Raw genomic sequence first — 24,439 nt, 5'->3', positions numbered from 1 at the left:
GCCGCCACGCCGCCTGACCTGCGAAGATTCGGGGGTGAACCACGCCGTACGCACGCCCCACCCCGGTCTGGCCGAGAGCCCGTTCCTGCGGGCCGCGCGGGGCGAGCAGCCGTCGCACACCCCGGTGTGGTTCATGCGCCAGGCCGGGCGCTCGCTGCCGGAGTACCTCAAGGTGCGCGAGGGCATCGGCATGCTCGAGTCCTGCATGGACGCCGACCTGGTCACCGAGATCACCCTGCAGCCCGTGCGCCGCTACGGCGTCGACGCGGCGATCTTCTTCTCCGACATCGTGCTGCCGCTCAAGGCGGTCGGCGTCGACCTCGACATCAAGCCGGGCGTCGGCCCCGTCGTCGCGTCACCGGTGCGGACCTTGGCCGACGTCGAGGCGATCCCCGACCTCACGCCCGACCACGTGCCCTTCATCTCCCGGGCGGTGCACCAGCTCGTCGCCGAGCTCGGCGCGACGCCGCTGATCGGCTTCGCCGGCGCCCCGTTCACGGTCGCGTCCTACCTCGTCGAGGGCGGTCCGTCCAAGGAGCACGCCCGCACCAAGGCGATGATGTTCGGCGCCCCGGACGTGTGGGACGCGCTGATGCGCAAGATCGCCGGCATCGCCGCGGCCTACCTCCGCATCCAGGTCGAGGCCGGCGCGTCGGCCGTCCAGCTCTTCGACTCGTGGGCGGGTGCGCTGACCCCGGCCGACTACCGCGCGTCGGTGATGCCCCACTCGGAGCGGGTGCTCGCGGCGGCGGGGGAGCTCGGCGTGCCGCGGATCCACTTCGGCGTCGGGACCTCCAACCTCCTCGGGCTGATGGGGGAGGCCGGCGCGGACGTGGTCGGCGTGGACTGGCGTACGCCCCTCGAGCAGGCCATCCCGCTCGTCGGCGACCGCGCGGTGCAGGGCAACCTCGACCCCACCCTGGTCTTCGCTCCCACCGAGGTGATGACGCAGCGGGCGGCCGAGATCATCGATGCCGGGCGCGCGGCCAAGGGCCACATCTTCAACCTCGGCCACGGCGTGATCCCCTCGACGGACCCCGATCAGCTCAAGGCGCTCACGGAGTTCGTGCACGACTACTGATCGGCGTCACCGGTGTGAGCTCCGGCGCGGCGTCGGAAGCGGTGGGCGGCAGCTCGAGCGAGGCGAGGTAGGCCCGCGCCTGGCGCACCAGCGCGGCCTGCAGGTCGCGCAGCGGCTCCGAGGTCCGCTCGGCCCGGCGGCGCAGCATCAGCAGCGTCACGGTGGTCTGGTCGGTCTGGATCGGCCGGGTGGTGAGCACCCCGGCGCTCACGAGCGGGTCGGCGGTGATCGAGAAGTCCGGCAGGATCGAGAGCCCGAGCCCCGCCGCCACCATCGCCTTGCCCATCTCCGCCCCGTCGGTGGCGTAGGTCGTCCCGGGCAGCACCCCGGCGAAGACGCGGTGGGCGTAGCGGTGCATCACGAAGCCCGGGCGCATGAGCACGTGCGGCTCGGCGCGGAGGTCGTCGACGCTCACCCGCTCCTTCGCGGCCAGCGGGTGGTCGGCGGGCAGGCAGGCGACCGGGGTCCCCTCGATCAGCCGGTCGGCCACGAGCGTCGGCGGCACCTCGTCGCCGGGCAGCACGTTGACGAGCCCGAGGTCGAGCGTCCCCTCGGCGAGGCCCTGCTGGATGTCGGCCTGCCGCCCGTGGACCACCTCGACGCCGCCCGACCCGTGGCGTGCGTGGAGGTCGCGCAGGGCGGGCGCGAGCAGGCTGGACGAGGCGGTGTTGACGGTGCCGATGCGCAGGTCGCGGCGGCGTACGGACTGCTGGCCGGCGGCCTGGCGCAGCCGGTCGACCGCCTCGAGGACCTCGGTCATGTTCTGCAACAGGTCGAGGCCCTGCCGGCTGATCCGGGAGCCGGTGCGCCGACGGTCGAGCAGTGTCGCGCCGAGCTCCTTCTCCAGCTTGGTCACGGCCTCGCTGAGCGCCGGCTGGGAGATGTGCATGGCCTCGCTCGCGCGGCGCAGCGACCCGTGCTCCGTCACGGCCGCGAGGTACTCCAGCTGTTCGATCCGCACGCGGTGCTCCTGCTCTCGATGGTGGTGCCCTGGCAAGTCCCGACCCGGGGTGGCGCCTCGGTTTCCAAAGTCTACTGACAAACTATACAAAACGGTGCACGGCGCGCCGTGCGTGGGCGGGGCCCCGCGGTGGTCCGTTCTGCCTGCAAGGCGACGCCTGCCACCCCCTCGACATCCCCGCCCGGCCGGTGCCGCAGCAGCGGAGCATCCGGCTGCTACCTTTGTCTACAAGATCGATAGAGATAGCGATGTACGCCCGGTGCGCGGCGGTCGTCCCCGCCGGGCGGCTCCCTGGCCGACCCGGACCGACAGCGAGAGGACTGAGATGAAGTTCCACTGGTTCCTGCCCACCAACGGAGGCGACGGCCGACAGGTCGTGAGCGGGGGGCACGGCGTCGAGCACGGCGCGGCCGGCCGGCCGGCCAGCGTCCCCTACCTCGGCCAGATCGCCCGCAGCGCCGAGCAGCTCGGCTTCGAGGCCGCCCTCACGCCGACCGGTGCCTGGTGCGAGGACGCGTGGCTGACCACGGCGATGCTCGCCCCGCTGTCCGAGCGGCTGCAGTTCCTGGTCGCCTTCCGTCCCGGGCTCACGTCCCCGACGCTGGCCGCGCAGATGGCCGCCACCTTCCAGAACCTCTCGGGCGGACGGCTGCTGCTCAACGTCGTCACCGGCGGTGAGTCGCACGAGCAGCGCGCCTACGGCGACTTCCTCGACAAGGACGCCCGCTACGAGCGCTGCGGCGAGTTCCTGAGCATCGTGCGCCGGCTCTGGGCGGGGGAGGAGGTCACCTTCGCCGGGCGCCACCTGCGCGTCGACCAGGCGCGGCTGCAGCAGCTGCCCGACCCGATCCCGCAGATCTACTTCGGCGGCTCCTCGCCCGCGGCCGGCCTGGTCGCGGCCGAGCACGCCGACGTCTACCTGACCTGGGGCGAGCCGCCGTCGGCCGTGGCGAAGAAGGTCGCCTGGATCCGTGAGCTCGCCGAGAAGCAGGGTCGCGAGATGACCTTCGGGCTCCGCGTGCACACCATCACCCGCGACACCTCCGAGGAGGCGTGGGCCGAGGCGGACCGGCTGCTGGCCGGGATCTCCGACGAGGACATCCGGCGGGTCCAGGAGGGGCTCAAGCGCTCGGAGTCGGTGGGCCAGCACAACATGCTCGCGCTCAACCAGGGCAACCGCGACGGCCTCGAGATCCACCCCAACCTGTGGGCCGGTGTCGGCCTGGTGCGCGGCGGTGCCGGCACCGCGCTCGTGGGCAGCCACGAGGAGGTGGCCGACCTGATCGAGCAGTACGTCGCGGTGGGCATCGAGGAGTTCGTCCTCTCGGCCTACCCCCACCTCGAGGGTGCGTACCACTTCGGCGAGGGCGTCCTGCCCGTGCTCGAGCAGCGCGGCCTCTGGACGCACCCGGCGCCCACGGCGGCCCGCGCGTCCGTCCCGTTCGGCTCGTCGAAGGCCGCCTCGTGAGCACCCGCGTCGCCGTCGTGGTCGGCAACCCCAAGCCACGCTCGCGGACCTACGAGGCCGCCCTCACCCTCGCCGACCGGCTCGGCGGCGCGGACCTCGTCGTCGACCTCGCGGACCACGCCGGCGAGCTCTTCGACTGGGGCTCCGAGACGGTGGGCGGCCTCGTCGAGGACGTCGCCTCCAGCCTCGTCGTCATCGTCGCCAGCCCGACCTACAAGGGCACCTACACCGGCCTGCTCAAGGCGTTCCTCGACCGGTTCCCGCACCAGGGTCTCGGCGGCGTGACCGCGATCCCGCTGATGCTGGGCGCCTCGCCCGCCCACACCCTCGCCGTGGACCACGGCCTGCGGCCGCTGCTCGTCGAGCTGGGGGCCTCGGTGCCCACGAAGGGCCTCTACGTCGTCGACGCCCAGCACTCGGACCCGGAGCCCTACGACGCCTGGTTCGCCACCGCGCAGCACGCCCTCCCCGCGCTGCCCGCCCCGTCCACGCCCTCCTCCCCGACCAGTCAGGCGGTGCCCGCATGACCCTCACGACCCCCAGCTCACCGGCCTCCTCGGCCTCCCCGGCGTCCCCGTCAGGTTCCATCGACCAGCGCACCCTCCGCGACGCCTTCGGCGCGTTCCCGTCGGGCGTCGTCGCCGTGGCGGCGTCCGTGAAGGGCCAGCTCACCGGCATCGCCGCGTCCTCGTTCACCTCGGTGAGCATCGACCCGCCGCTGGTGTCGTTCTCCATCGCCGCGACCAGCTCGACCTGGCCGCTGCTGCGCGAGGCCGACCGCCTCGGCATCAGCGTGCTGGCCGACCACCACGACGCCGTGTGCCGGCAGCTCGCCGGGCCGCGCGAGGAGCGGTTCTCCGGCCTCCCGTTCCGGGTCACCGGCAACGGTGCCGTCCTCCTCGACGAGGCCCTCGCGACCTACGACTGCTCGGTGCACGAGGAGGTCGTCGCCGGCGACCACGTCATCGTGCTGCTCAAGGTCCACGAGGTCGGCGCCGGCGACGGCCAGCACCCGCTCGTCTTCCACCGCTCGGCCTTCGCCAAGCTGCACCGCGACGACCTCGACCCCTCGCGTCTCGACGGCCGCATCAACGGCGCCGACGTCGACCGGGGCGCCGCGACCGCGGCCGCCGGTCCGGCCGACGAGGACCTCGACAGCGCCGGGACGGAGGACGCGGCATGACGCAGACGGCACCGACCTCGACGACCCCGCCGACCGCGCGCCGCGTCGCCCTCGCCTCGGCCGTCGGCGCCACCATCGAGTGGTACGACTTCTTCCTCTACGGCACGGCCGCCGCCGTGGTGTTCGACAAGCTCTACTTCAACGGCCTCGACGGGCCCGCCGCCCAGTTCGCGGCATTCGCCACCTTCGCGGTCGGGTTCTTCGCCCGGCCCGTCGGCGGCCTGGTCTTCGGCCACTTCGGCGACCGGATCGGTCGCAAGCAGATGCTGCTGCTGACGCTCGTCATCATGGGCGTCGGCACCGCCCTCATCGGCCTGCTGCCGACCTACGACCAGATCGGCGTCTGGGCACCGGTCGCACTGGTGCTGCTGCGGGTGCTGCAGGGCATCGGCGTGGGAGGCGAGTACGGCGGCGCGGTGCTGCTGGCCGTCGAGTACGCCCCGGCCGGGCGCCGCGGCTTCTACGGCAGCTTCGCCCACATCGGCGTGCCGGGCGGGCTGGTCCTCGCGGCGGGTGCGTTCTCGCTCGCAGGCCTGCTGCCCGAGGAGTCGTTCCTCGCCTGGGGCTGGCGCGCCTGCTTCCTCGTGAGCATCCTCCTGCTCGGCATCGGCGCCTACATCCGGCTCTCGGTGATGGAGACGCCGGAGTTCGCCAAGGTCCAGGAGCGCAAGGAGATCTCCCAGCTCCCGCTGCGCGACCTGCTGGCGCAGCAGCCGCGGCCGCTGCTCCTCGGCATGGGCACCCGCTTCATCGAGGGCTTCACCTTCAACCTGTTCTCGGTCTACCTGCTCGCCTACGTCGCGACCAACCTCGAGCTGCCGCGCAGCTGGGCGCTCGACGCGATCATGGTCGGCGCCGCGCTCGGAGTCGTGCTGGTGCCGATCGCCGGCGCCCTGTCCGACCGCGTCGGGCGCAAGCCGGTCTACCGGGTCGGCGCCTGGATCGGCCTGCTGTTCGCCTTCCCGGCCGCCGCGCTCGTCCACACCGAGGAGCGGTGGGCGATCTCGCTGGTCTTCGTGGTCGGGCTGGGCGTCGTCTACGGCACCGTCTACGGCCCCCTGGCGGCGTTCTGGTCGGAGCTGTTCGACACCCGCTACCGCTACACCGCGCTGAGCACGCTCTACCAGGTCTCCGGCATCCTCGCCTCCGGCCTCACGCCGCTGATCGCGGCCTGGCTGGTCACCCGGGGCGAGGGGACGCTCTGGTGGGTCGCGGCCTACAACGTCGCGGTGGGGGTCATCTCGCTGGTGTGCGCCCACTTCCTGCCCGAGACGCGCGGCCGTTCCCTCGACCGCGAGGACGCCGACGAGCCGGACGCCCGGGAGCGCGTCACCGTCTGACCCGAGGACGCGCGGACAGAACCTTCGTCCTGGCGGTCGGCCCACGCCGGGCCGCGCCGGGTGACGGGAGCTCTGTCCGCGCGTCTACGCGGCCGGCGTCTCGGCCGCGGCGGGCGTGGTCGCACGCCGGCGGCGTACGACGACCCAGACCGGCACGCCGACGACGAGGCCGAGGACCGCGAACGGCAGCAGCGCGCCGATGACCGTGGCGGCGGCGCCGAGCACGCTCGTCAGCGCGTCCATGCCGCCGGACAGGCCGGCCACGAACCCGGCGGGCTCGTCGGCCTCGTCCTTCTTCACCGGCTTCGCCCTGTCGGCGGAGATGTCGATGGTGATGGTGGACAGGGAGGTCTGGTCGGTGAGCCACGACTGCTGCGACTTCAGCGAGTCGAGCTCGGCCTGGCGGGTGGTGAGCTGGGACTCGATCCAGATGAGGTTGCGCAGGGACGTCGCCTCCGCCAGCAGCCGCTCGACCCGCTTCAGGCTGGCCTCCTGCGCCCGCACCCGGACGTCGTTGTCGATGACCTGCGTGGTGACGTCCTCGGACCCGCGGTTGGAGGCGACGACGCCGTCGACTCCCTCGAGCGCCGCCATGGCCTCGCTGAACCTCCCGCTCGGCACCCGGACCACGAGGCGTGCGTACGACGCCTCGCCGTCCTCGTCGGTCTCCGTGCTCTCCTCGGTCACGTCACCGCCCTGGGCGTCGACGATCCGCTGCACGTCCTGCCGGGCCCCCGCGACGTCCTTGCTCGACAACGAGACCGTGCCGGTGGAGATGACCGCCCGCTCCAGCTCGGGAGTGGTGGCCACCTGCGAGCCGGAGCCGGAGGGCCGCGCGGGCCCGGACGAGCCGGAGGACTCGGAGGAGGTGGCGTCCTCAGCCGCGGCGAGCTCCCGGCTCGTCCCGCCCCCGGCCCCGTCCGACCCGGCGAGGTCCTGTCCGGTCGACCGGTCGGCCCCGGACGACGACTCGCCCAGGGCGTCGCCGCCTCCGTCGCTGGTCGAGCAGGCGGCCATCAGGACCGACATGGTGAGGGCGGTGAGGACGCCGGCGGCGCGGGTACGAGTGGTCATGCGGGTCCGACGCCGGTGTGACCGCTGCCGGTTCCGGCCGTGATGCAACCGTGACCGTCAGGACGTCGTGCCGGCAGTCTTCTTGCTCGCTGCCTTCGTGCTCGCTGTCTTCGTGCTCGCTGCCTTCTGGGCCGTGGGCTGCTGGGCTGCGGCCTTCTTGGTCGTGGACCGCCTGCGCGTCGGCGTCGCGGTGGGCGTCGCCCCGCCCTTCACCCGGACCCGCATCGGCGCCTCGTCGCTGCTGGTCTCGAGGTAGGGCTGGGCGGCCAGCAGGCCCTGCAGCCCGCGGTGCCCGTAGTTGCGCGGGTCGAGGGAGGGATGGGTGCGGCTCAGGTGCTGGCCGATCGCACCGGGCGCCGCCCAGCCGTCGTCGCCCGCGACGGCGTTGACGGCCTTCGTCAGCGCGCTGGGCAGGTTGACCTCCGGCACCGGGTCCGGCTCGGCGACCGCCGGCGCGGTCCCGGCCGCCTCGCGGACCTCCGGCTCGGGGGCCTCCCGCTCCGACTCCGGCTCGGGCTCCGCGTCCGGCTCCGCGTCCGGCTCGCCCAGCGACTCGAGCCGGATGAACTTGTTGCAGGCGTTCTGCAGGGAGGCGGGCGTCCTGGCGCCGCCGAGGCCGTAGACGACCTTGCCCGACTCGCGCAGCCGCAGCGCCAGGCTGGTGAAGTCGCTGTCGCTCGTCACCAGGGCGAAGGCCTCGACGTTGCCGGCGTAGAGCAGGTCCATGGCGTCGATAATCAGGGCCGAGTCGGTGGAGTTCTTGCCGCGGGTGAACGCCCCCTGGTGCATCCCGCGGATCGCGCGTGTGTTGAGCTCGGTGGTCCAGCCGCCCAGCCGTGGCGACGACCAGTCCCCGTAGGCACGCTTGATCGTCGGGTCGCCGTACTTCGCGATCTCGTCGAGCAGCGCCTCCGCGTAGCGGTGCGAGGTGTTGTCGGCGTCGATCAGCACCGCGATCCGGGCCGTGCTCGTGTTGGCGTCCACGTGCCCACCCTAGAGCGGCGCCGGGCCGGTTCCCCGCCTCTGGCACGCTGGAGGGGTGAGGCGTGACGTGGTGGTCGTGGGCGGCGGCATCGCCGGGCTGGTGGCCGCTCGGGACCTGGCCGCCACCGGGCGGGACGTGCTCCTGCTCGAGGGGTCGCCGCAGGTCGGCGGCAAGCTGCGCAGCGCCGAGGTGGCCGGTGTGGTCGTCGACGTCGGCGCGGAGGCGATGCTGGCCCGCCGCCCCGAGGGCGTCGCCCTGGCGGCCGAGCTGGGCGCCGAGCTGGTCCACCCCACCAGCGCCACGTCCGGCGTGTGGTCGCGCGGGGCGCTGCGCGCGCTCCCGCGGTCGCTCATGGGTGTGCCCCTCGACCTCGACCAGCTCGCCGCCAGCGGGGTGCTCAGCGCCGAGGGCCTGGCCCGCGCGAGCACCGAGACGAGCACCCCGGTCGACGGCGACGTCTCCGTCGGTGACCTGGTGGGCGCCCGCCTCGGCGACGAGGTCGTCGACCGGCTCGTCGAGCCCCTGCTCGGCGGCGTGTACGCCGGCCACGCCCGGCAGCTCTCGGCCGCGGCCGCCGTGCCGCAGCTGCTCGCCATGGCGCGCCGCGGCAGCCTCCTCGAGCTGGCCGCCGGTGTCCCGGTGTCCGCCGGTCCCGTCTTCGCCTCCCTGCCCGGCGGCATGGGACGGATGCCGGGCCTGCTCGCGTCGACCGGTGGCTTCGAGGTCCGGACCTCGGCCACGGTGCGCGCCCTGCGACGTACGACGTCGGGGTGGGCGCTGACCGTCGGACCGACCACCCGGCCCGAGACCGTCGAGGCGGCCGCGGTCGTCCTCGCCACCCCCGCCGCACCCGCCGCGCGGCTGCTCGGCGACGTCGCGCCCGCGGCCGCCGCCGACCTCGCGGCGGTCGAGACCGCCAGCGTCGCCGTGGTGACGCTCGCCCTCCGGGCGCAGGACGTGCCGGACGCGCTCTTCGAGCGGTCCGGCTTCCTCGTGCCGCCGGTCGAGCAGCGCACCATCAAGGCCTCCACCTTCTCCTTCGCCAAGTGGGACTGGGTGCGGGCCCTCGACCCCGACCTGGTCGTGCTGCGCACCTCCCTGGGCCGCCACCGCGAGGAGACGACCCTGCAGGCCGGCGACGAAGGACTGGTGCGGGTCTCGCTCGCCGACCTGACGGCGATGGCAGGCGTCACGGCACGCCCGGTCGACACGCACGTGCAGCGGTGGGGCGGTGCGCTGCCGCAGTACGCCGTCGGCCACCTCGACCGGGTCGCGCGGGTCCGCGCCGAGGTCGAGGCGCTGCCCGGCCTCGCGGTCTGCGGGGCGGCGTTCGACGGGGTCGGCGTCCCCGCCGTCATCGGGTCCGCCCGGCGTGCTGTGGCCTCGGTCACCCGGGCAGAATGAGGAGCATGACGAGCGAGAAGACCAACGCGGCGCGGACCAGGGAGCTCAACGACACCATCCGCTACACCATGTGGTCGGTCTTCCGGCTCCGCGACCTCATCGGCGACGCCGACCGCGACGCCGAGGCCACCGACGTCGAGGCGCTCTTCGAGGTGCTCGCCGAGCAGGACGTGGTGGTCCGCGGCCTCTACGACGTCAGCGGCCTCCGCGCCGACGCCGACCTCATGGTCTGGTGGCACGCCGCCGACTCCGAGCAGCTGCAGGCCGCCTACAACGCCTTCCGCCGCACCGCGTTCGGCCGGCGGCTCGACCCGGTCTGGTCGCAGATGGCGCTGCACCGCCCCGCCGAGTTCAACAAGTCGCACATCCCGGCGTTCCTGGCCGACGAGGAGCCCCGCGCCCACATCTGCGTCTACCCCTTCGTCCGGTCCTACGAGTGGTACCTCCTCGACGACGCCGAGCGCCGCCGCATGCTCGCCCAGCACGGGCAGCAGGCCCGCGGCTACGCCGACGTGCGCGCCAACACGGTCGCGTCGTTCGCGCTCGGCGACTACGAGTGGATGCTGGCCTTCGAGGCCGACGAGCTGCACCGCATCGTCGACCTGATGCGCGACCTGCGCGCCTCCGACGCCCGCCGCCACGTGCGCGAGGAGGTGCCGTTCTACACCGGCGCCCGGGTCTCGCCCACCGAGCTGCTCGCCCGGCTGCCTTGAGCCGGCGGCCCTGAGCCCTCTGCCCTGAGCCGGCTGGCCTGACCTTCCGGCCCTGACGGAGATCCCGTTCGCGGGACCGCGGCGGAACGGGAGTGTTCGGCGGTCGGTCAATGTAGAGTAAGTCACTCGACATTGTTCAAAGGAGCAGCCCGTGACCGCCACCTTCCCCTCGCCGACCCAGCAGCGCACCTCGTCCACGCCGACCCGGCCGACGCCCACCGTCCCCGCGCCCGCCAGCCGCCAGCAGGTCGCGCGCGCCGCGCTGGCCGAGCACCTCGGTTCCCACGACCCGCTGCGGTCCGTCGACCTGACCGTCCCGGAGCGGACGTGGGTGCACGTCGGGGCCCGCGCCGGTGCCGACCTCTGGCTCATCACCTGGCCGCCCGGGTCCAGCACCGGCTGGCACGACCACGGCTCGGCCGGCGGGGCGTTCGTCGTCCTGCAGGGCTCGCTCACCGAGTACGTCTGGACCGGCGTCGTCACCGCGAGCACCCTGCCCTCGGCGTCCGTGCGGGAGTTCGGCGGCAGCCACATCCACGACGTGGTCAACCACGGCACGGCGACGGCGGTGTCGCTGCACGCCTACGCCCCGTCGCTCGCCGCCATGACCCGCTACGAGCTGGTCCGCGGTCGGCTCCAGGTGGCCGGCGTCGAGCAGCGCGGGGAGATGTGGTGACCGGGCCGGCCGCGACGACCGCCGCGCCGCGGCACGACGGCATCGACGCGATGCTGGCCGACGCACGCTCGAGGCTCGAGCGCGTCGACGTCGAGACGGCCTACCGGGAGGCGCTCGACGGGGCGCTCCTCGTCGACATCCGCCCGGTCGCGCAGCGCGGGGTGGAGGGCGAGGTCCACCCCGCCCTGGGCACCCTGGTCATCGAGCGCAACGTGCTCGAGTGGCGGCTCGACCCGCGCTCGGACGCCCGCCTGCCGGAGGCGGCGTACGACGCGCGCATCCTGGTGCTGTGCCAGGAGGGCTACACCTCCAGCCTGGCCGCGGACGCGCTGCGCAGCCTCGGCCTCGACGCCACGGACGTGGTGGGCGGCTTCCGGGCGTGGCGCGAGGCGCGGCTGCCCGTCGCCTGCGCCGCAGGGGAGTCCTGAGCCGGGAACGGGGCGCGGCGCAGTAGCGTCAGAGCACCATGACGTTCTCACGCACCGCCGTCGCGCTCACCGGATCGCTGCTCGGCCTCGCCGCCCTCACCGCGTGCTCGACCGAGGAGGAGATGAAGGCCGTCGACCCGGCCGTGGCGGAGGACTCCGCGAGTAGCGCTCCGTCCGACGCCGTGCCGACCCCCGTCCCGGCGGGCGAGGTCCGGACCAACGGCCTCGTCACCGTCCTCGACGCCGGCGAGGGGCCGCAGATGTGCCTCGGCGCGGTCGCCGCGTCGTACCCGCCCCAGTGCGGCGGGCCGGCCGTCGAGGGCTTCGAGTGGGGCGAGGTCGGGTTCGAGGAGGCCTCGGGGGTGCGGTGGGGGTCGTACGCCCTGACCGGCACCTTCGACGGCACCGCGTTCACCGCCTCCGACGCCGTCCCCGCGGCGCTCTACGACGCCATGGCCGAGCCCGAGGAGCAGCCGCTCGGTGCCGCCTGCGAGACGCCCGGCACGACCGACACGGCGAAGGCCACGCCGGAGGACCTCGACGCGACGCTGGCCGCCGCCGCCGCGCTGCCCGGCTACGCCACGGCCTGGTTGAGCGGCAGCACGATCAACGTCGCCGTCACCGAGGACGCGGCCGGTGCCGAGGCGGCGCTCCGCGAGACGTGGGGCGGTCCGCTGTGCGTCACGACGGTGGAGAAGACCGACGCCGACCTCAACGAGGTCAACCAAGAGCTCCAGGCCGCGCTCGGCGAGCAGCTGCTGACCAGCGGCTCGTTCGCGCCCGACTCGCTCGACGCCCAGGTCGTCTTCGACGACGGCTCGATCCAGGAGTGGGCCGACGCGACGTACGGCGCCGGGCTGGTGCGGGTCAGCTCGGCCCTGACGCCCGTGGAGTGACTACTTCTCGTTGAGCGTGATGCTGATCGAGTTGATGCAGTAGCGGTCGCCGGTGGGGGTGCCAAAGCCGTCGGGGAAGACGTGGCCGAGGTGCGAGCCGCACGTGGCGCAGCGGACCTCCACCCGCTTCATGCCGTGGGAGACGTCCTCGATGTACTCCACCGTGTCGGTCATCGGCTGGTAGAAGCTCGGCCAGCCGCAGCCGGAGTGGAACTTGGTGTCGCTGGTGAACAGCTCCGAGCCGCAGGCCTTGCACGAGTAGGTGCCCTCGGTCTCGGTGTCGGTGTACTCGCCGGTGAAGGCACGCTCGGTGCCGGCCTGCCGGAGCACGGCGTACTCCTCGGGGGTGAGCTCCTCGCGCCACTGCTCATCGGTCTTCTGCACGTCGTAGGCCATGCCCCGAGTTTACGGCGGCACGCCAGCCGGACTCCCGGCTAGGGTCGGGTCATGGCGAAGGCGTCGGAGGCGTACGTCCGGGCGGGGGAGCGCGAGGTGCGCATCTCCTCGCCGGAGCGGGTGATCTACGAGGCGACCGACACGACGCCCGAGGTCACCAAGCTGATGGTGGCGGAGTACGTCGCCAGCGTCGAGGACGGCCTGATGCGCGCGCTGCGCGACCGGCCGACGGCGCTGGAGCGCTGGACGTCGGGGGTCCGGGAGGGCATGAAGCTGGCGACCGGTCCGCAGGACCGCAACGCCGACGCGTTCTACCAGAAGCGGGTCCCCAAGGGCGCTCCCGACTACCTCGAGTCGGTCGAGATCACCTTCCCCTCCGGCCGGACCGCCGACGAGATCTGCCCGACCGAGATCGCCGTGCCGGTCTGGTGCGCCCACATGGGCACGCTGACCTTCCACCCGTGGCCGGTGCGCCGCGACGACGTGGACCACCCCGACGAGCTGCGCATCGACCTCGACCCGCAGCCCGGTACGACGTTCGCGGACGCGGTCCGGGTCGCCGGGGTCGCGCGGGAGCTGCTCGCCGACCTCGGGATGACGGGCTTCGCGAAGACCTCGGGCAACCGCGGGATCCACATCTACGTCCGGATCGCACCGCAGTGGGACTTCGCGGCGGTCCGCCACGCGGCGATCGCCTTCGGGCGCGAGCTTGAGAAGCGCGACGACGGGGTCACGACGGCGTGGTGGAAGGAGGAGCGCGGCGAGCGGATCTTCGTCGACTACAACCAGAACACCCGGGACCGCACCATCGCCTCCGCCTACTCGCTGCGCCCGATCGCCGGGGCGCCGGTCTCCACGCCGGTGTCGTGGGACGAGCTGGCCTCGCTCGCCTCGCCCGCCGCGTTCAACCTCTTCACCGTGCCGGAGCGCCTCGCCGCCGACGGCGACCCCTGGGCGGCCATCGACGACGAGCACCACTCGCTCCAGCCGCTCCTCGACCTGTGGGACGAGCACCCCGTCGAGCTCAACTTCCCGCCCGACCACCCCAAGATGCCCGGCGAGCCGCCCCGGGTGCAGCCGTCGAAGAAGGTCGAGTCCCACTGGGACGCGGAGGGCAACCGGATCCCCGACTGAGGACGTCCGGGCTGCGTCGTCCTCACTTCTCCCAGGGCGCCGGGACCGGGAAGTACTCCTCGAGGAAGTCGTGCAGCAGCGCGTCGGCCCGCTCCTCGTCGAAGGCCGAGAGCAGGTTGTCGGCGATGCAGAAGAAGTCGCGGTCGCGCCGCAGCATCGCCCGCAGCTGGGCGGGCAGCTGCTGGTGGCCGAGGTCGACGTAGCCGTGGTGCGCGCCGGCCCGGAACGCCTGCCCGGTGATGAGGCCGTAGCCCTGCGCGAAGGACGACAGCAGCGACAGGTCGGTCGCCGAGCGGAAGGGCGCCTCGGTGGTGGCCGCGACCTCGTCGGGGAAGCGGGCCGCGATCTCCTCCAGGACCGTACGCCGCTGCGGGTGCGGGCTGTGCATCATCGTGTGGGTCAGCGCGACGCCGAAGGCGTCGGCCAGCACGCGGCGGTTGTTCTGCGCGGCGGTCAGGTAGGGCCGGTCGTCGGTGCCCGGGAGGCCGACGGCGCGGTGGTCGGCCACGAAGGCGGCGTACTGACCGCCGGGGGAGAAGAAGTGCTCGGGACGCCGGGGCAGTCCGAGGAAGACGTCGTCGTTGACGTAGACGAAGTGGTCGGCGAGGTCGGGGACGCAGTGCAGCCGAGTCTCGATGGCGTGCGAGCTGAACGTCGGCAGCGCCGACTCCGGCAGGATCTCCCGGTGGTCGACGACCCGCACCGACGCGTGGCCGGTGTCGAGCCACGACGGCACCTGGCCGGCGGTGACGAGGTGGATCCGGCGCACCCAGGGCGCGAAGAGGTGGATGCTGCGCATCGACCAGCGCAGCTCGTCGCGGCTGCGGTAGCGCGAGGCGCCGCCGGCCCGCGCGCTCGGGGTGCCGCCGAGGGCGGTGATCCGGGCGTCCCGGGCGGCCAGCCACTCCTCGTCGTCGCCGTCGACCCAGGTGTAGACGACGTCGACGTCGAAGCGGCAGTCGTCGAGCGTCGGCAGCGCCATCAGCTCGAGCGTCGGCACGCTGACGTCCTCGACCGTGACGGTGGTGCGCGGGGTGCCCGCCGGGACGCGGTCGCCGTAGCGGTTCGGGCCGGGCGCCAGCAGGTCGCCGTCCGGCGACTCCTCCCAGAACTGCACGCCGACCTCGACGCCCTCGCCGAGCAGGCCGCCGTGCCCACCGCGCATCGGCCACGGCTCGAGGAAGAGCGAGGCGGTGCGGGTGCGCGCGAGGTCCTCGGTCATCGCCGCGACGGTGCCGCGGCGCTCGTGCCAGCCGCGCTCAGCGGGGTCGCGCACCGAGAGCCAGTCGGGGACCGGGGCGGCGGCGAGGGCGGCGAGGAAGGCGCCGCGTCGCGAGGCGGGCACGACCACGACCGGGTGCGGGTCGAGGCCGTGGGCGGGCACCACGAACCAGCCGTCCCCGGTCGCCGCGGCGGCGGAGGTGAGCGCCCGCAGGGCCGTCGTACGCGCCTGGGCGGGTGTGGTGCCCGCGGCCCCGGTGGTCTCGGGCAGGTCGCCCAGCGGGCCCGGCCGCAGCCCGTGCAGCACCCGTCGCGGCGCGAGCGGATCGGCCCGGCGGGCCACCGCGCCGCGGAACGTCTCCACCCACCGGCGGGCGAGGGTCGGGCCGTCCCAGCCGGCCGACCGCTCGAGTGCGGCCGCGCCGAGGCGGCTGCGGAGGTCGTCGTCGGTGGCGACCCTCAGCATCGCGGCGGCGAGCGCGGCCTTGGAGCCGGGCGGCACGAGCAGGCCGTCGACGTCGTGGGTGATCATCTCGCGCGGCCCGGACGGGCAGTCGTACGACACCGGTGGGACGCCGGCCGACATGGCCTCCTGCAGCACGAGGGGGTAGCCCTCGCCGCGCGAGGCGAGCACGGCCACGCTGGCCCGTGCCCACTCCGCCGCGAGGTCGTCGGTGGCGCCGGGCAGCTCGACGCGGTCCTCGAGGCCGAGCTTGCGCACCTGGGCCGCGAGGTTCTCCGCACGCGGTCCGTCGCCCCAGATCCGCAGCGTCCAGCCCGGCACCTGCTCGTGGATGCGCCAGAAGGCGTCGACGACGTGCTCGAACTGCTTCTCCGGGGCCAGCCGGCCGGCGGTCACGAACGCCCTCTGGTCCAGCGCCGAGCGGGGCTGGGGGTGGGACGGCAGCGGGTTGGGGATGACGAGGAGCTCCGGGGCGGCCCCACCGAGCCGCCCGGCCAGCCACCGCGACATCGACTCGGTCAGCGAGACGACGACGTCGGCGCGGGGCGCGAACTCCAGCAGGGCGCCGAGGTCGTTGACGCGGCTCGAGGACGCGCGGTGCTCCTGGTGGACGAGCGCCACGTCGGCGGGGGCGAGCTGGGCCACCACGGCCAGCAGCTCGGGCGTGGTGGTGACGAGCACGTCGGCCTCGACGCTGCCCAGCGCCTCCCGCATCGTGGCGTCGGTGAGGCCGTTGTAGAGGGCGTCCCAGCTGCGCGGGACGATGACCGACTCGCGCTGCGCGAGCTCCGCCGGGTGGCGACCGCTGACCGCGGCGGGCCGCTCGCCGCGCACGTCGACGAGGTAGGTGACCTCGACCCCGTCGGCCAGCGGGTAGTGGGTCGTGGCGCCGCTGCGCGTCACGCTGAGGATGCGCACGCGGTGGCCCTCGCCCAGCCGGACCAGGGCGTTGGCCTGCTCGATGCCGGACCGGGCGGTGCCGCCCATCCCGTCGGCGTTGAAGAGGACAAAGACGATGTCGAGCGGGCCGTCGCGGCGCGTGCGGCGCATCGCCGAGCGCACCTTCCCCCCGAGCCTGTCGGTGAGTGCCACGTGTGCCTCAGTCCTGTCCGTGTGAGCGGTCCCCGATCGGATCGCCACGATCCTAGATGCCGGGCGTCGGCGGATAGGGTGACCGGCATGCCGACGTCCTCCTCCCGACCGGATGTGCAGCCGGGCACCCCGCTCGTCCTGGTCTCCGGTTCCGGTCGCAGTGGCACGAGCTCCCTGGCCGGCACGCTGAAGCGGCTCGGCCTGCACGTGCCGCAGCCGGAGGTCGAGGCGTCGGAGACCAACCCGCGCGGGTTCTACGAGCCGCAGTGGGTCATCGACTTCCACAAGCGGCACCTCAAGGAGCTCGCGCTCTTCAACATCGACAGCCGGCCCGCCGCCGTCGACCTCGTGGCCGCGCACGTCGCGTCCGGGGTGCCGACCGCCGAGCTGCGCGAGTGGCTCGCGGGCCAGCTTGCCCTGCCGCGGTCGGGGGGCGACCAGATCGTCGTCAAGGACCCGCACGCCTTCTGGTTCGCCGAGGTGTGGGAGCGGGTCAGCGCCGAGGTCGGGGCCGACCTGCGGTGGCTGACCGCGCTGCGCCACCCCGCCGAGGTCGTCGGCTCGCGCGACATCGCCTACCTCTCCAGCCAGTCCGAGGACCTGCGGCTGACCAAGGAGACCTCCAACGTCGCCGGCTGGGTCCACGCGGCGCTGCTGACCGAGCTCGCCGGACGCGACACCCGGCGCGCCTTCGTGCGCTACGCCGACCTGCTCGCCGACTGGCGCTCCGCCCTGACGCCGGTGCAGGAGCAGCTGGACCTCGACCTCGACGCCGACCTGTCCTCGACGGCCCACCACCCGGTCGACGACTTCATCGAGCCGACGATGCGCAAGTCACAGCTCACCTGGGACGACGTCCGCACGCCCGACTGGCTGCGCGAGATGGCCGAGGAGGTCTGGCAGCTCCTCGGCGTGCTCACCGACAAGCCCCACGACGCGGCGACCCAGCAGCGCCTCGACGAGATCCACGCGGACTACACCGCGCGGTACGCCGACGCGGTGGCGCTGACGTTCGACCACACCCGGGCCGAGGCGACGCTCGCCGGACGCGAGGCGCGTGAGGCGCAGCGGGCGACCGTGCACCAGCTGCGACGCGACCTCGAGCGCGCCCGTCGTGCCCAGCCGCCGGCGGTCGGCGGTCGTGAGGCCGCGGCGATCCTGCGCAAGGCGGTCGTGCGCAGGGTCACCCGCCGGGGCTGAGCTGCCGCTGCGCCGGGGTCGGGCCCTCGACCCCGGGGCTCAGACGCCGCTGATGCCCTCGCCGGACCCGGAGGCCTGCTCGTCGAAGTTCTCGTGCTCGATGAGGTGCAGCACCGGCACGCCGAGCTTGCGGCGCGCCCGCGAGGTCCAGTCGATGTGGAAGAACTCAGCCACGACGTGCGGGCGGGTGAGGATGATCGCCTCGCGGGCGTCGACGGCCGTGACCAGCGCGGCGAGGGCGTCGACCGGCGGCTCGGACGTCACCTTGCCGGTGGCCTGGCCCCCGGCGGCATGGATCGCGGCGAGGGTCTTGTGGAGGTCGGAGGAGGAGCTCTCCTCGCACTCGCGCCGCAAGGCCTCGATGTCGACGTCGTTCATCGCCATGGCTGGTGCCGCCATGAGGTCCCCGGCGCCGATCGTCCCGAGGGACGCCTCGATCCGGGCCGCGGCGTCCTCGAGCGGCAGGAGGACGTGGTAGACCACCGGGTCCGCGATCTCGGTGTGGAGGGACCGGACCTGCTGGGCGTCGGCGGCGGTGAGCGCCTGCTCGACGAGCAGCACGACGTCGTAGGTGCCCCGCCCGTCGTGGATGGAGTCGCCGGTGGTGCCGTCGTCGGGGATGTTGTCGGTCGTCTCGGTCATGACTCGCCTCCGGGTTCGGTGCTGAGGATCCTGCTGAGGTCGTAGCCGGCCGGCTCGTCGAGCTGGGCGTAGCCGCAGCTCTCCGGGTCGCGGTCGGTGCGCCAGCGCTTGAAGTGGGCGGTGTGCCGGAAGCGCCGGCCCTCCATGTGGTCGTACTTCACCTCGAGCACCCGCTCGGGGCGCAGCGCCGTGAAGCCGAGGTCCTTGCCCGCGCTCCAGCGGCTCTGCGTGCCGGGGACGCGGTCGGGGTTGGCGGTGAGGAACTCGTTCCACCTGCCCCACGGGTGGTCGGCGATGTCGCACACGAGCGGCTGGAGCTCCTGCCACAGCTCGGCCCGCCGCGCCGCGGTGAAGCTGGCCGAGACGCCGATGTGCTGCAGCTCGCCGTCGTCGTCGTAGAGCCCGAGCAGCAGCGACCCGATGAGCGGCTGCTCCGGGGTCGAGGTCTTGTGCTCGCGGTAGCCGGCCAGGACGACGTCGGCGGTGCGTTCGTGCTTGATCTTGAGCATGGTGCGCTTGTTGGGCTCGTAGGGCGAGCCGAGCGGCTTGGCGACGACGCCGTCCAGGCCGGCGCCCTCGAACTCCTCGAACCACCGCTCGGCCTCGGCGGCGTCCTCGGTGGTGCGGGTGAGGAAGCACGGCCCCTCGCCGTCGAGGTGCGCGAGCGCCTCGACCAGCGCGGCGCGGCGCTCGGACAGCGGACGGTGGAGGTAGGACTCGTCGCCCAGCGCGAGCAGGTCGAAGGCGACGAAGCCCGCGGGCGTCTCGACGGCCAGCTTGTCGACGCGGCTGGCCGCGGGGTGGATGCGCTCCTGCAGCGTCTCGAACTCCAGGCGCCAGCCCTCGGCACCCTGCAGCCCCACGAAGATCTCGCCGTCCAGCACGATGCGGTCCGGCAGCTGGCGTCGTACGGCCTCGACGACCTCGGGGAAGTAGCGGGTCAGCGGCTTGGTGTTGCGGCTGGCCAGCTCGACCTCGTCGCCGTCCTTGAAGACCAGGCAGCGGAAGCCGTCCCACTTGGGCTCGAAGCTGAGTCCGCCGTGCTTGGCCGGGTCCGGCACGCCGCTCACGCTCTTGGCGAGCATCGGCTGCACGGGCGGCATCACGGGGAGGTCCACGGCTCAAGCCTAGTGCTGGTCGCCCTCCTAGACTGCCCGCATGACACGCCCTGCCGTCGTCGGCTTCGCCGGCCGCGAGAAGTGGGGGGAGGTCCTCGTCGACCTGGTGCTCGCCGGGCTCGGTGGACTGCTCGTCGCGGTCGCCGCACCCGAGCCGTCAGCAGGCGCACCTCTCGCCCTCTGGCTGGTCGTGCTCTACACCGCCTTCGCCGTCGCGGCGACCGTGCTGCTCGCGGTGGTGGTCGCCACCACCTCGCGGCTGCCGACGATCGGCGAGGGCACCGTGGCGGGCCGCCCGGCGGCCGGCCTGCGGTCGTGGGCGGCACCGTGGTGGCACGCGAACGCCCTCGACCTGGGCCTCGCCGCCACGGGACTGGCGCTGCTCGCGGCGGGTCTCGCCGAGGGCGGGTCGTGGGCCGTGGTCGGAGCGGTCCCGGGCCTGGTCGGGCTCTGGTTCGCGGCGCGCGTCGCGCTGGTCGTGCTCGGCAGGCGCCGTCGGCCGGCGCTGTGGCTCACCCCCGACGAGGTGGTGGTCGACTCGCCCGTCGGGCGCGCCCGCGCCGCCCGCGGGTCCGTGCGCCGGGTCCGCAGCAGCGGCCGGCGGGTCGTCGTCGACCTCGACGACGACGCCACGTGGATCGCCTGCCCCCGCCCGTGGCGGCGGCGGGCGCCCAGCGTCCGTGTGCTCGTGCTCGATGCCAAGGACGTCGGCCACCGCCCCGCCGAGGTCGCGGACTGGCTACGGTCGGAGCTCGACCTCGCCGACCGGATCGGCAGGATTGGGACGAGCCGTACGGGGGAAGGTGGACAGCGGGCCACGCCCCGTCCCCCCATCATCACCACGTCCAGGAGTGACTGCTTCCGTGACCGACCTCCCGACCACCCCTGACAGGGACCGGACCGACGACCGGCCGCAGCGGCCGCAGCTGCCGCCGGTGGTCTACGTGCCCACGACCGCGGAGGCGGAGGTGGCCTCGCGCCGCGTCCTTCTCCACCACGTCGCCGACGGCCGCACCGCCCTCTACACCTACTCGGCCATCGACCGGCTCCACCGGTGGTACCTCCCGGACACCCCCTGGCTGCTCTGCGATGTCGCCGCGCTCCAGCGCATCCACGACCAGACGCCCTACGACCTGCTGTTCCTCGACGTCGACCCGGGCCTGCGCGACGACCCGGCCGCGAGCGGCGACGAGCTGCGGGAGGTGCACGGATGAGCGGCGGCATCGATGTCGACCTCGCCACCCTCGACACGATCGCGGGCGACCTCGAAGGTGCGGCCGAGGGGCTCGAGGGCCTGGCGGGGAGCGTTCCGCGCGGGGTCGACGCGGGCCCGATGACGGCCGTGGTGGCGAGCATGCTCAGCCAGGTCGTGACCAGCGCGGGCAACGTCTCCCAGGGGCTCACCGGGACGGCCGAGGGCGTCCGGCTCGCGCGCGGCTACTACCAGCGCGCCGACGCCGACGCCTCTGCCGGCATGGGTCGGATCCGCCAGGTGATGGAGCAGTGAGCATCGAGACGGAGATCCTCGGGTCGCCCGGCGGCATCGAGGGGGCCGCCACGTGGCTCCGGGGCAGCCTGGAGCCGAAGCTCACGGCGGCCGCCGATGCCGCCAACGGCTCACGCCGCGACGCCGAGGCGGGGTGGGACTCCGTGGCCGGCGAGGAGTTCGCGGACATCGCCCGACGCATCCGCGACAAGTCCGACGACCTGGCGGCGGCGACGAAGAAGATGGCCGGTGACCTCGACGACTTCGCCGAGAAGCTCCGCCGTGCCCAGGACCAGATGGGCGACGTCCGGTCCACCGCGCGCGGCAAGGGGCTCACCGTGGCGGGCTTCGTGGTGGAGCACCCCGGCGCGGGTCCCGCGCGGCCCCCGGTCGGCTTCGAGGGGACACCCGAGGAGGTCGCGGAGCACAACACGCGGGTGGAGGCCTACAACGCCCACCAGGAGCTGCTGCAGGCCTACTACGACGCCGAGACCGAGGCGGCGCGCATCGACCGCTACTACGCCGCCGCGTGCCGCGAGCTGCAGGACGACTACCTCCCCGGCACGCACGCGGCCTGGATCCTCACGCTGGGCGACATCGTCGGCGACGCGGCGGCCGGTGTCATCGGCGTCAGCATCTCGCTGAACCAGTCCAAGCTGCTGACGTCCGCCGAGGACCTCGTCGACGAGGCCACCCGCGCCATCGACGACCTCCAGGCCCACCCCGAGCGCTACATGAAGCGCAAGTGGTTCTTCTTCCAGACCCTGGACGAGGCTCGGCTGGAGGCGGACCGGCTCGCCATCCAGGGCAAGCTCGACGAGGCCGAGGACCTGCTGCGCCAGTCGGGCGAGCTGGCAGAGTCCCGAACCCTGCGCTACCTCGGGCGTGCCGGCAAGATCCTGGGGCCGCTCGGCCTGGGCCTCGGCGCCTACAACGACTGGCAGGAGGGGGAGACGACCGAGCAGATCATCGTCTCGCAAGGGGTCTCCGCGGGCCTCGGTGCGGCAGCAGGCTTCGGCGCCAGCGTCGGCACCGCGGCGCTCATCGGCGCCACCGCCGGCTCCGTGGTGCCCGGGGTGGGCACCGCGGTCGGTGCCGTGGTCGGGACCGTGGTCGGCGCCGGCATCGCCATCTTCGCCGACGGCGCCATCGACTCCTTCTTCGAGAACGGTCCCGACGTCGGCAAGGCCTGGGACGAAGGTGTCGACGCGCTGGAGGACACCGGCGAGGCCATCGCTGACGGCGTCTCGAGCGTCGGCGACACGATCGGTGGGTGGTTCAGCTGACCGCGCGGCGCAGGCTCGGGACCGTCTCGGCCGTGCTCGCGGGCGGCACCGGGGTGCTGGCCGTCGCCCTGGGGGTCGGACTCGTCCTCGAGGCCGACAGTGCGTTCGGTCGGGCGTGGGCGTCCGCGTTCATCGTGTTCGGGGTGGTGTCCCTCATCGGGGCCGTCGTCGGCACCCGGCCCCCCGAGCCCGGATCGCCGACGGGACGGGCCGTCGGGCTGGCCACCTTCGTGCTGCTCGGCACCTGGGCAGCCGTCACCGCCGTGGTCGGCGCGGTCGAGGAGAGCTGGCTGTGGGGCGTGCTCCTCGGCGCCGCGGCCGCGTACCTCTTCGGGGCCGCCGTACGTCTGACGCGCAGCGGCCCTCAGCCCCGCTAGTTGTACTGATCGGGCACGTTGGTCCAGATCGTGTGACGACACGATCTGAATGAGCTTGGAAGGCGAAGACCTCCGGGCGTGGAGTGGAGCTGTCTAGGAACCGCTCCCCACCCTGGAGGTCTTCGTGTCCCACGCTAACGCCGCACTCACCCCTCGCGCCCGTCTTCGGCTCGCGCGCCTGGCCGTCGATCACAGTTGGCCCATCGCTCGAGCCGCCGAGCGATACGACGTGTCATGGCCTACCGCGAAGCGATGGGCCGACCGCTATCGCCGGCTCGGGCCGGCTGGCATGAACGACGCCTCGTCGCGCCCGCACCGCTCCCCGAACCAGGTGCCGCAGCCGGTGGTGCGCAAGATCGTGCACCTGCGGTGGAAGCACCGGCTCGGGCCGGTGCAGATCGCGGACCGCGTCGGTCTGGCACCGTCAACGGTCCACAAGGTGCTGGTCCGGTGCCGACTCAACCGACTCACCCATGTCGACCGCGCGACCGGTGAACCGACCCGGCGCTACGAGCACGATCACCCCGGATCGCTGATCCACGTCGACGTGAAGAAGCTCGGCAACATCCCCGACGGCGGCGGCTGGCGCTACCTGGGACGACACCAAGGCGATCAGAACCGGATCGCGACCCGCAACCGCACCGGGATCAGCAACGCCTACCGGCAGCCGAAGGTCGGAACCGCGTTCGTGCACACCGTCATCGACGACCACTCCCGCATCGCCTACGCCGAAGTCCACGACGACGAGACGGCCGCCACCGCGGCCGGGGTGCTCTGCCGAGCCGTCGCCTGGTTCGCCGCGCGCGGCGTCGTGGTCGAACGCGTCCTGTCCGACAACGGCAGCGCCTATCGCAGCCACTTGTGGCGCGAGACCTGCGCCGATCTCGCCATCACCGCAAAGAAGACGCGTCCCTACCGACCACAGACCAACGGCAAGATCGAACGCTTCCACCGCACCATGGCCGACGGCTGGGCCTTCAAGAAGTTCTACAACTCCGAGTCAGCCCGCAGAGCAGCTCTGCCAGCATGGCTCCACGAGTACAACCACCACCGGCCCCACACCGCGATCGGCGGGTCAGCCCCCATCACCAGGTTGACCAACCTCACCGATCAGTACAGCTAGTCCTCGCCGCGGAGGGAGAACGAGCGCAGCCGGTCGCCCGCGAACCACACGCCGACCACCGTGACGACGAGGCTGGCGATGATCGCGTAGGGGAGGTTGGCGGGGTCGGGCAGCTGGTCGGAGATCTCGTGGCCGACCCGCAGGCCCCACTGGCCGATGCTCAGCCAGGCGATGCCGGAGAAGAGGTTGCCGAGCAGGCTCTCCCAGATCAGCACGAACATCAGCGACGCGATGACCGCGTGCCGGGTCACGGCCGAGATGGCGAGGAAGAGCGCGGAGTAGGTCGTCCCGGCGACGAAGGCGCCGACGAAGAGCGCGACCGCCCGGGTGCTGTCGCCGGTGATGAGGGCCGCGACCAGGATCGGCAGCGCGCCGGCGACCAGCGTGGCGGCGAGGGCCACGAGCCACTTGCTGATCGCCACGCCGTAGCGGCTGACCGGCTTGGAGAGCAGGTAGGTGATCGACCCGTCGTCCACCTCCGGGCCGAGCACCGAGGAGGCCGCGAGGATCGCGACGAGGGGCAGCACGAGCGGGTAGCCCAGGCCCGGCAGGATCTCGAACGCCGCGTCGCCGTCGGTGAGCGCCGTCACCAGTGCGACCAGCCCGATCAGCAGGACCGGGAACGCGAGCAGCAGGAAGAAGCGGCGGCGGCCGAGCAGTGCCTGCAGCGCCAGCTTGGCAATGGTCACGTT

At 73.3% G+C, this 24,439-nt stretch carries 26 protein-coding genes; 18 read left to right on the top strand and 8 right to left on the bottom strand.

Translation table 11 applies throughout. From position 1 onward, the window contains the following. The first annotated feature begins 34 nt into the window (after window positions 1-34). A complete protein-coding gene (gene hemE, locus SHK17_RS17105; RefSeq protein ID WP_322920104.1) occupies window positions 35-1,081 on the top strand; it encodes a uroporphyrinogen decarboxylase in 1,047 nt (348 codons plus the stop codon). On the opposite strand, the gene SHK17_RS17100 is transcribed toward hemE, so the two are convergent. Then, a complete protein-coding gene (locus SHK17_RS17100) occupies window positions 1,056-2,042 on the bottom strand; it encodes a LysR substrate-binding domain-containing protein (protein WP_172266330.1) in 987 nt (328 codons plus the stop codon). The two genes, hemE and SHK17_RS17100, sit on opposite strands and share 26 nt — an antisense overlap. A 325-nt stretch (window positions 2,043-2,367) precedes the next feature. On the opposite strand from SHK17_RS17100, the gene SHK17_RS17095 reads away from it, so the two are divergent. Genes SHK17_RS17095 through SHK17_RS17080 form a run of 4 tightly spaced genes read left to right on the top strand, consistent with a single transcriptional unit; the run spans window position 2,368 to window position 6,033 of the window. Beyond that, window positions 2,368-3,510: an LLM class flavin-dependent oxidoreductase gene (locus tag SHK17_RS17095; RefSeq protein ID WP_322920103.1), complete on the top strand. Its 1,143-nt coding sequence runs from the start codon at window positions 2,368-2,370 to the stop codon at window positions 3,508-3,510. Next, a complete protein-coding gene (locus SHK17_RS17090; RefSeq protein WP_322920102.1) occupies window positions 3,507-4,037 on the top strand; it encodes an NADPH-dependent FMN reductase in 531 nt (176 codons plus the stop codon). Before SHK17_RS17095 ends, SHK17_RS17090 begins: the two co-directional genes overlap by 4 nt. Further along, a complete protein-coding gene (locus SHK17_RS17085; RefSeq protein ID WP_322920101.1) occupies window positions 4,034-4,693 on the top strand; it encodes a flavin reductase family protein in 660 nt (219 codons plus the stop codon). The genes SHK17_RS17090 and SHK17_RS17085 overlap by 4 nt, the downstream gene beginning before the upstream one ends. Next, window positions 4,690-6,033, top strand: a complete 1,344-nt coding sequence (locus SHK17_RS17080) for an MFS transporter (protein WP_172266321.1) — start codon at window positions 4,690-4,692, stop codon at window positions 6,031-6,033. Before SHK17_RS17085 ends, SHK17_RS17080 begins: the two co-directional genes overlap by 4 nt. A gap of 84 nt (window positions 6,034-6,117) precedes the next feature. On the opposite strand, the gene SHK17_RS17075 is transcribed toward SHK17_RS17080, so the two are convergent. Together SHK17_RS17075 and SHK17_RS17070 are read right to left on the bottom strand one after the other, a co-directional pair. Continuing rightward, entirely contained in the window at window positions 6,118-7,107 is a 990-nt protein-coding gene (locus SHK17_RS17075; protein WP_322920100.1) for a DUF4349 domain-containing protein, read from the bottom strand. 57 nt (window positions 7,108-7,164) lie between these two features. Beyond that, the gene (locus SHK17_RS17070) at window positions 7,165-8,091 is read right to left on the bottom strand and encodes an NYN domain-containing protein (RefSeq protein ID WP_322920099.1); all 927 of its coding nucleotides are present in this window, start codon (window positions 8,089-8,091) and stop codon (window positions 7,165-7,167) included. A 55-nt stretch (window positions 8,092-8,146) separates the two neighbouring features. Between SHK17_RS17070 and hemG the strand changes: the two genes are divergently transcribed. The 5 genes from hemG to SHK17_RS17045 all read left to right on the top strand — a co-directional run bounded on the left by hemG (window position 8,147) and on the right by SHK17_RS17045 (window position 12,209). Next, entirely contained in the window at window positions 8,147-9,496 is a 1,350-nt protein-coding gene (gene hemG, locus SHK17_RS17065; RefSeq protein ID WP_322920098.1) for a protoporphyrinogen oxidase, read from the top strand. A gap of 5 nt (window positions 9,497-9,501) precedes the next feature. Beyond that, a complete protein-coding gene (gene hemQ / locus SHK17_RS17060) occupies window positions 9,502-10,209 on the top strand; it encodes a hydrogen peroxide-dependent heme synthase (RefSeq protein WP_172266313.1) in 708 nt (235 codons plus the stop codon). 151 nt (window positions 10,210-10,360) lie between these two features. After that, the gene (locus SHK17_RS17055; RefSeq protein ID WP_322920097.1) at window positions 10,361-10,885 is read left to right on the top strand and encodes a cysteine dioxygenase; all 525 of its coding nucleotides are present in this window, start codon (window positions 10,361-10,363) and stop codon (window positions 10,883-10,885) included. Next, a complete protein-coding gene (locus tag SHK17_RS17050) occupies window positions 10,882-11,313 on the top strand; it encodes a rhodanese-like domain-containing protein (RefSeq protein WP_322920096.1) in 432 nt (143 codons plus the stop codon). The genes SHK17_RS17055 and SHK17_RS17050 overlap by 4 nt, the downstream gene beginning before the upstream one ends. A 38-nt stretch (window positions 11,314-11,351) precedes the next feature. Then, window positions 11,352-12,209, top strand: a complete 858-nt coding sequence (locus SHK17_RS17045) for a hypothetical protein (RefSeq protein WP_322920095.1) — start codon at window positions 11,352-11,354, stop codon at window positions 12,207-12,209. Here SHK17_RS17045 and msrB read toward each other — a convergent pair whose 3' ends face one another. Further along, window positions 12,210-12,605: a peptide-methionine (R)-S-oxide reductase MsrB gene (msrB, locus tag SHK17_RS17040; RefSeq protein WP_172266305.1), complete on the bottom strand. Its 396-nt coding sequence runs from the start codon at window positions 12,603-12,605 to the stop codon at window positions 12,210-12,212. Window positions 12,606-12,656: 51 nt separating this feature from the next. Between msrB and SHK17_RS17035 the strand changes: the two genes are divergently transcribed. Further along, complete coding sequence (locus SHK17_RS17035) at window positions 12,657-13,739, top strand: DNA polymerase domain-containing protein (RefSeq protein ID WP_322920094.1); 1,083 nt, start codon at window positions 12,657-12,659, stop codon at window positions 13,737-13,739. 22 nt (window positions 13,740-13,761) lie between these two features. Here SHK17_RS17035 and SHK17_RS17030 read toward each other — a convergent pair whose 3' ends face one another. After that, window positions 13,762-16,515 (bottom strand): stealth conserved region 3 domain-containing protein, encoded by a 2,754-nt coding sequence (locus tag SHK17_RS17030; RefSeq protein ID WP_322920093.1) that lies wholly within the window; start codon window positions 16,513-16,515, stop codon window positions 13,762-13,764. 87 nt (window positions 16,516-16,602) lie between these two features. Here SHK17_RS17030 and SHK17_RS17025 point away from each other — a divergent pair, with 87 nt between their 5' ends. Next, window positions 16,603-17,715, top strand: coding sequence for a sulfotransferase family protein (locus tag SHK17_RS17025; RefSeq protein ID WP_322423068.1), 1,113 nt, complete (start codon window positions 16,603-16,605; stop codon window positions 17,713-17,715). Window positions 17,716-17,754: 39 nt separating this feature from the next. On the opposite strand, the gene SHK17_RS17020 is transcribed toward SHK17_RS17025, so the two are convergent. Both SHK17_RS17020 and SHK17_RS17015 read right to left on the bottom strand, forming a co-directional pair. After that, window positions 17,755-18,357, bottom strand: coding sequence for a hypothetical protein (locus SHK17_RS17020; RefSeq protein ID WP_253943014.1), 603 nt, complete (start codon window positions 18,355-18,357; stop codon window positions 17,755-17,757). After that, window positions 18,354-19,475, bottom strand: coding sequence for an ATP-dependent DNA ligase (locus SHK17_RS17015; RefSeq protein WP_322423067.1), 1,122 nt, complete (start codon window positions 19,473-19,475; stop codon window positions 18,354-18,356). Before SHK17_RS17015 ends, SHK17_RS17020 begins: the two co-directional genes overlap by 4 nt. A gap of 40 nt (window positions 19,476-19,515) precedes the next feature. Here SHK17_RS17015 and SHK17_RS17010 point away from each other — a divergent pair, with 40 nt between their 5' ends. The 6 genes from SHK17_RS17010 to SHK17_RS16985 all read left to right on the top strand — a co-directional run bounded on the left by SHK17_RS17010 (window position 19,516) and on the right by SHK17_RS16985 (window position 23,747). Next, window positions 19,516-20,364, top strand: coding sequence for a hypothetical protein (locus SHK17_RS17010; RefSeq protein WP_322423066.1), 849 nt, complete (start codon window positions 19,516-19,518; stop codon window positions 20,362-20,364). Continuing rightward, a complete protein-coding gene (locus SHK17_RS17005; protein WP_172266287.1) occupies window positions 20,339-20,689 on the top strand; it encodes an SAV_915 family protein in 351 nt (116 codons plus the stop codon). The genes SHK17_RS17010 and SHK17_RS17005 overlap by 26 nt, the downstream gene beginning before the upstream one ends. Beyond that, entirely contained in the window at window positions 20,686-20,982 is a 297-nt protein-coding gene (locus SHK17_RS17000) for a hypothetical protein (protein WP_172266284.1), read from the top strand. Before SHK17_RS17005 ends, SHK17_RS17000 begins: the two co-directional genes overlap by 4 nt. Next, window positions 20,979-22,247: a hypothetical protein gene (locus SHK17_RS16995; RefSeq protein WP_322423065.1), complete on the top strand. Its 1,269-nt coding sequence runs from the start codon at window positions 20,979-20,981 to the stop codon at window positions 22,245-22,247. Before SHK17_RS17000 ends, SHK17_RS16995 begins: the two co-directional genes overlap by 4 nt. Continuing rightward, window positions 22,235-22,624, top strand: coding sequence for a hypothetical protein (locus SHK17_RS16990; RefSeq protein ID WP_322920089.1), 390 nt, complete (start codon window positions 22,235-22,237; stop codon window positions 22,622-22,624). Before SHK17_RS16995 ends, SHK17_RS16990 begins: the two co-directional genes overlap by 13 nt. Before the next feature lie 124 nt (window positions 22,625-22,748). Next, a complete protein-coding gene (locus SHK17_RS16985) occupies window positions 22,749-23,747 on the top strand; it encodes an IS481 family transposase (RefSeq protein WP_322920088.1) in 999 nt (332 codons plus the stop codon). Here the strand turns inward: SHK17_RS16985 and SHK17_RS16980 are convergent. Continuing rightward, window positions 23,744-24,436 (bottom strand): ABC transporter permease, encoded by a 693-nt coding sequence (locus SHK17_RS16980; RefSeq protein ID WP_322920087.1) that lies wholly within the window; start codon window positions 24,434-24,436, stop codon window positions 23,744-23,746. The genes SHK17_RS16985 and SHK17_RS16980 overlap by 4 nt on opposite strands. Window positions 24,437-24,439: the final 3 nt, after the last annotated feature.

Source organism: Nocardioides renjunii (assembly GCF_034661175.1).
Taxonomy (GTDB): domain Bacteria; phylum Actinomycetota; class Actinomycetes; order Propionibacteriales; family Nocardioidaceae; genus Nocardioides; species Nocardioides renjunii.
This window is presented reverse-complemented; position numbering and strand designations above follow the sequence as displayed.

Coding starts and splice junctions, on each gene's coding strand:
- SHK17_RS17095 (WP_322920103.1), top strand. CDS start 2,368: ATGAAGTTCCACTGGTTCCTGCCCACCAACGGAGGCGACGGCCGACAG.
- SHK17_RS17085 (WP_322920101.1), top strand. CDS start 4,034: ATGACCCTCACGACCCCCAGCTCACCGGCCTCCTCGGCCTCCCCGGCG.
- SHK17_RS17080 (WP_172266321.1), top strand. CDS start 4,690: ATGACGCAGACGGCACCGACCTCGACGACCCCGCCGACCGCGCGCCGC.
- SHK17_RS17075 (WP_322920100.1), bottom strand. CDS start 7,107: ATGACCACTCGTACCCGCGCCGCCGGCGTCCTCACCGCCCTCACCATG.
- hemQ (WP_172266313.1), top strand. CDS start 9,502: ATGACGAGCGAGAAGACCAACGCGGCGCGGACCAGGGAGCTCAACGAC.
- SHK17_RS17045 (WP_322920095.1), top strand. CDS start 11,352: ATGACGTTCTCACGCACCGCCGTCGCGCTCACCGGATCGCTGCTCGGC.
- msrB (WP_172266305.1), bottom strand. CDS start 12,605: ATGGCCTACGACGTGCAGAAGACCGATGAGCAGTGGCGCGAGGAGCTC.
- SHK17_RS17035 (WP_322920094.1), top strand. CDS start 12,657: ATGGCGAAGGCGTCGGAGGCGTACGTCCGGGCGGGGGAGCGCGAGGTG.
- SHK17_RS17025 (WP_322423068.1), top strand. CDS start 16,603: ATGCCGACGTCCTCCTCCCGACCGGATGTGCAGCCGGGCACCCCGCTC.
- SHK17_RS17020 (WP_253943014.1), bottom strand. CDS start 18,357: ATGACCGAGACGACCGACAACATCCCCGACGACGGCACCACCGGCGAC.
- SHK17_RS17010 (WP_322423066.1), top strand. CDS start 19,516: ATGACACGCCCTGCCGTCGTCGGCTTCGCCGGCCGCGAGAAGTGGGGG.
- SHK17_RS17000 (WP_172266284.1), top strand. CDS start 20,686: ATGAGCGGCGGCATCGATGTCGACCTCGCCACCCTCGACACGATCGCG.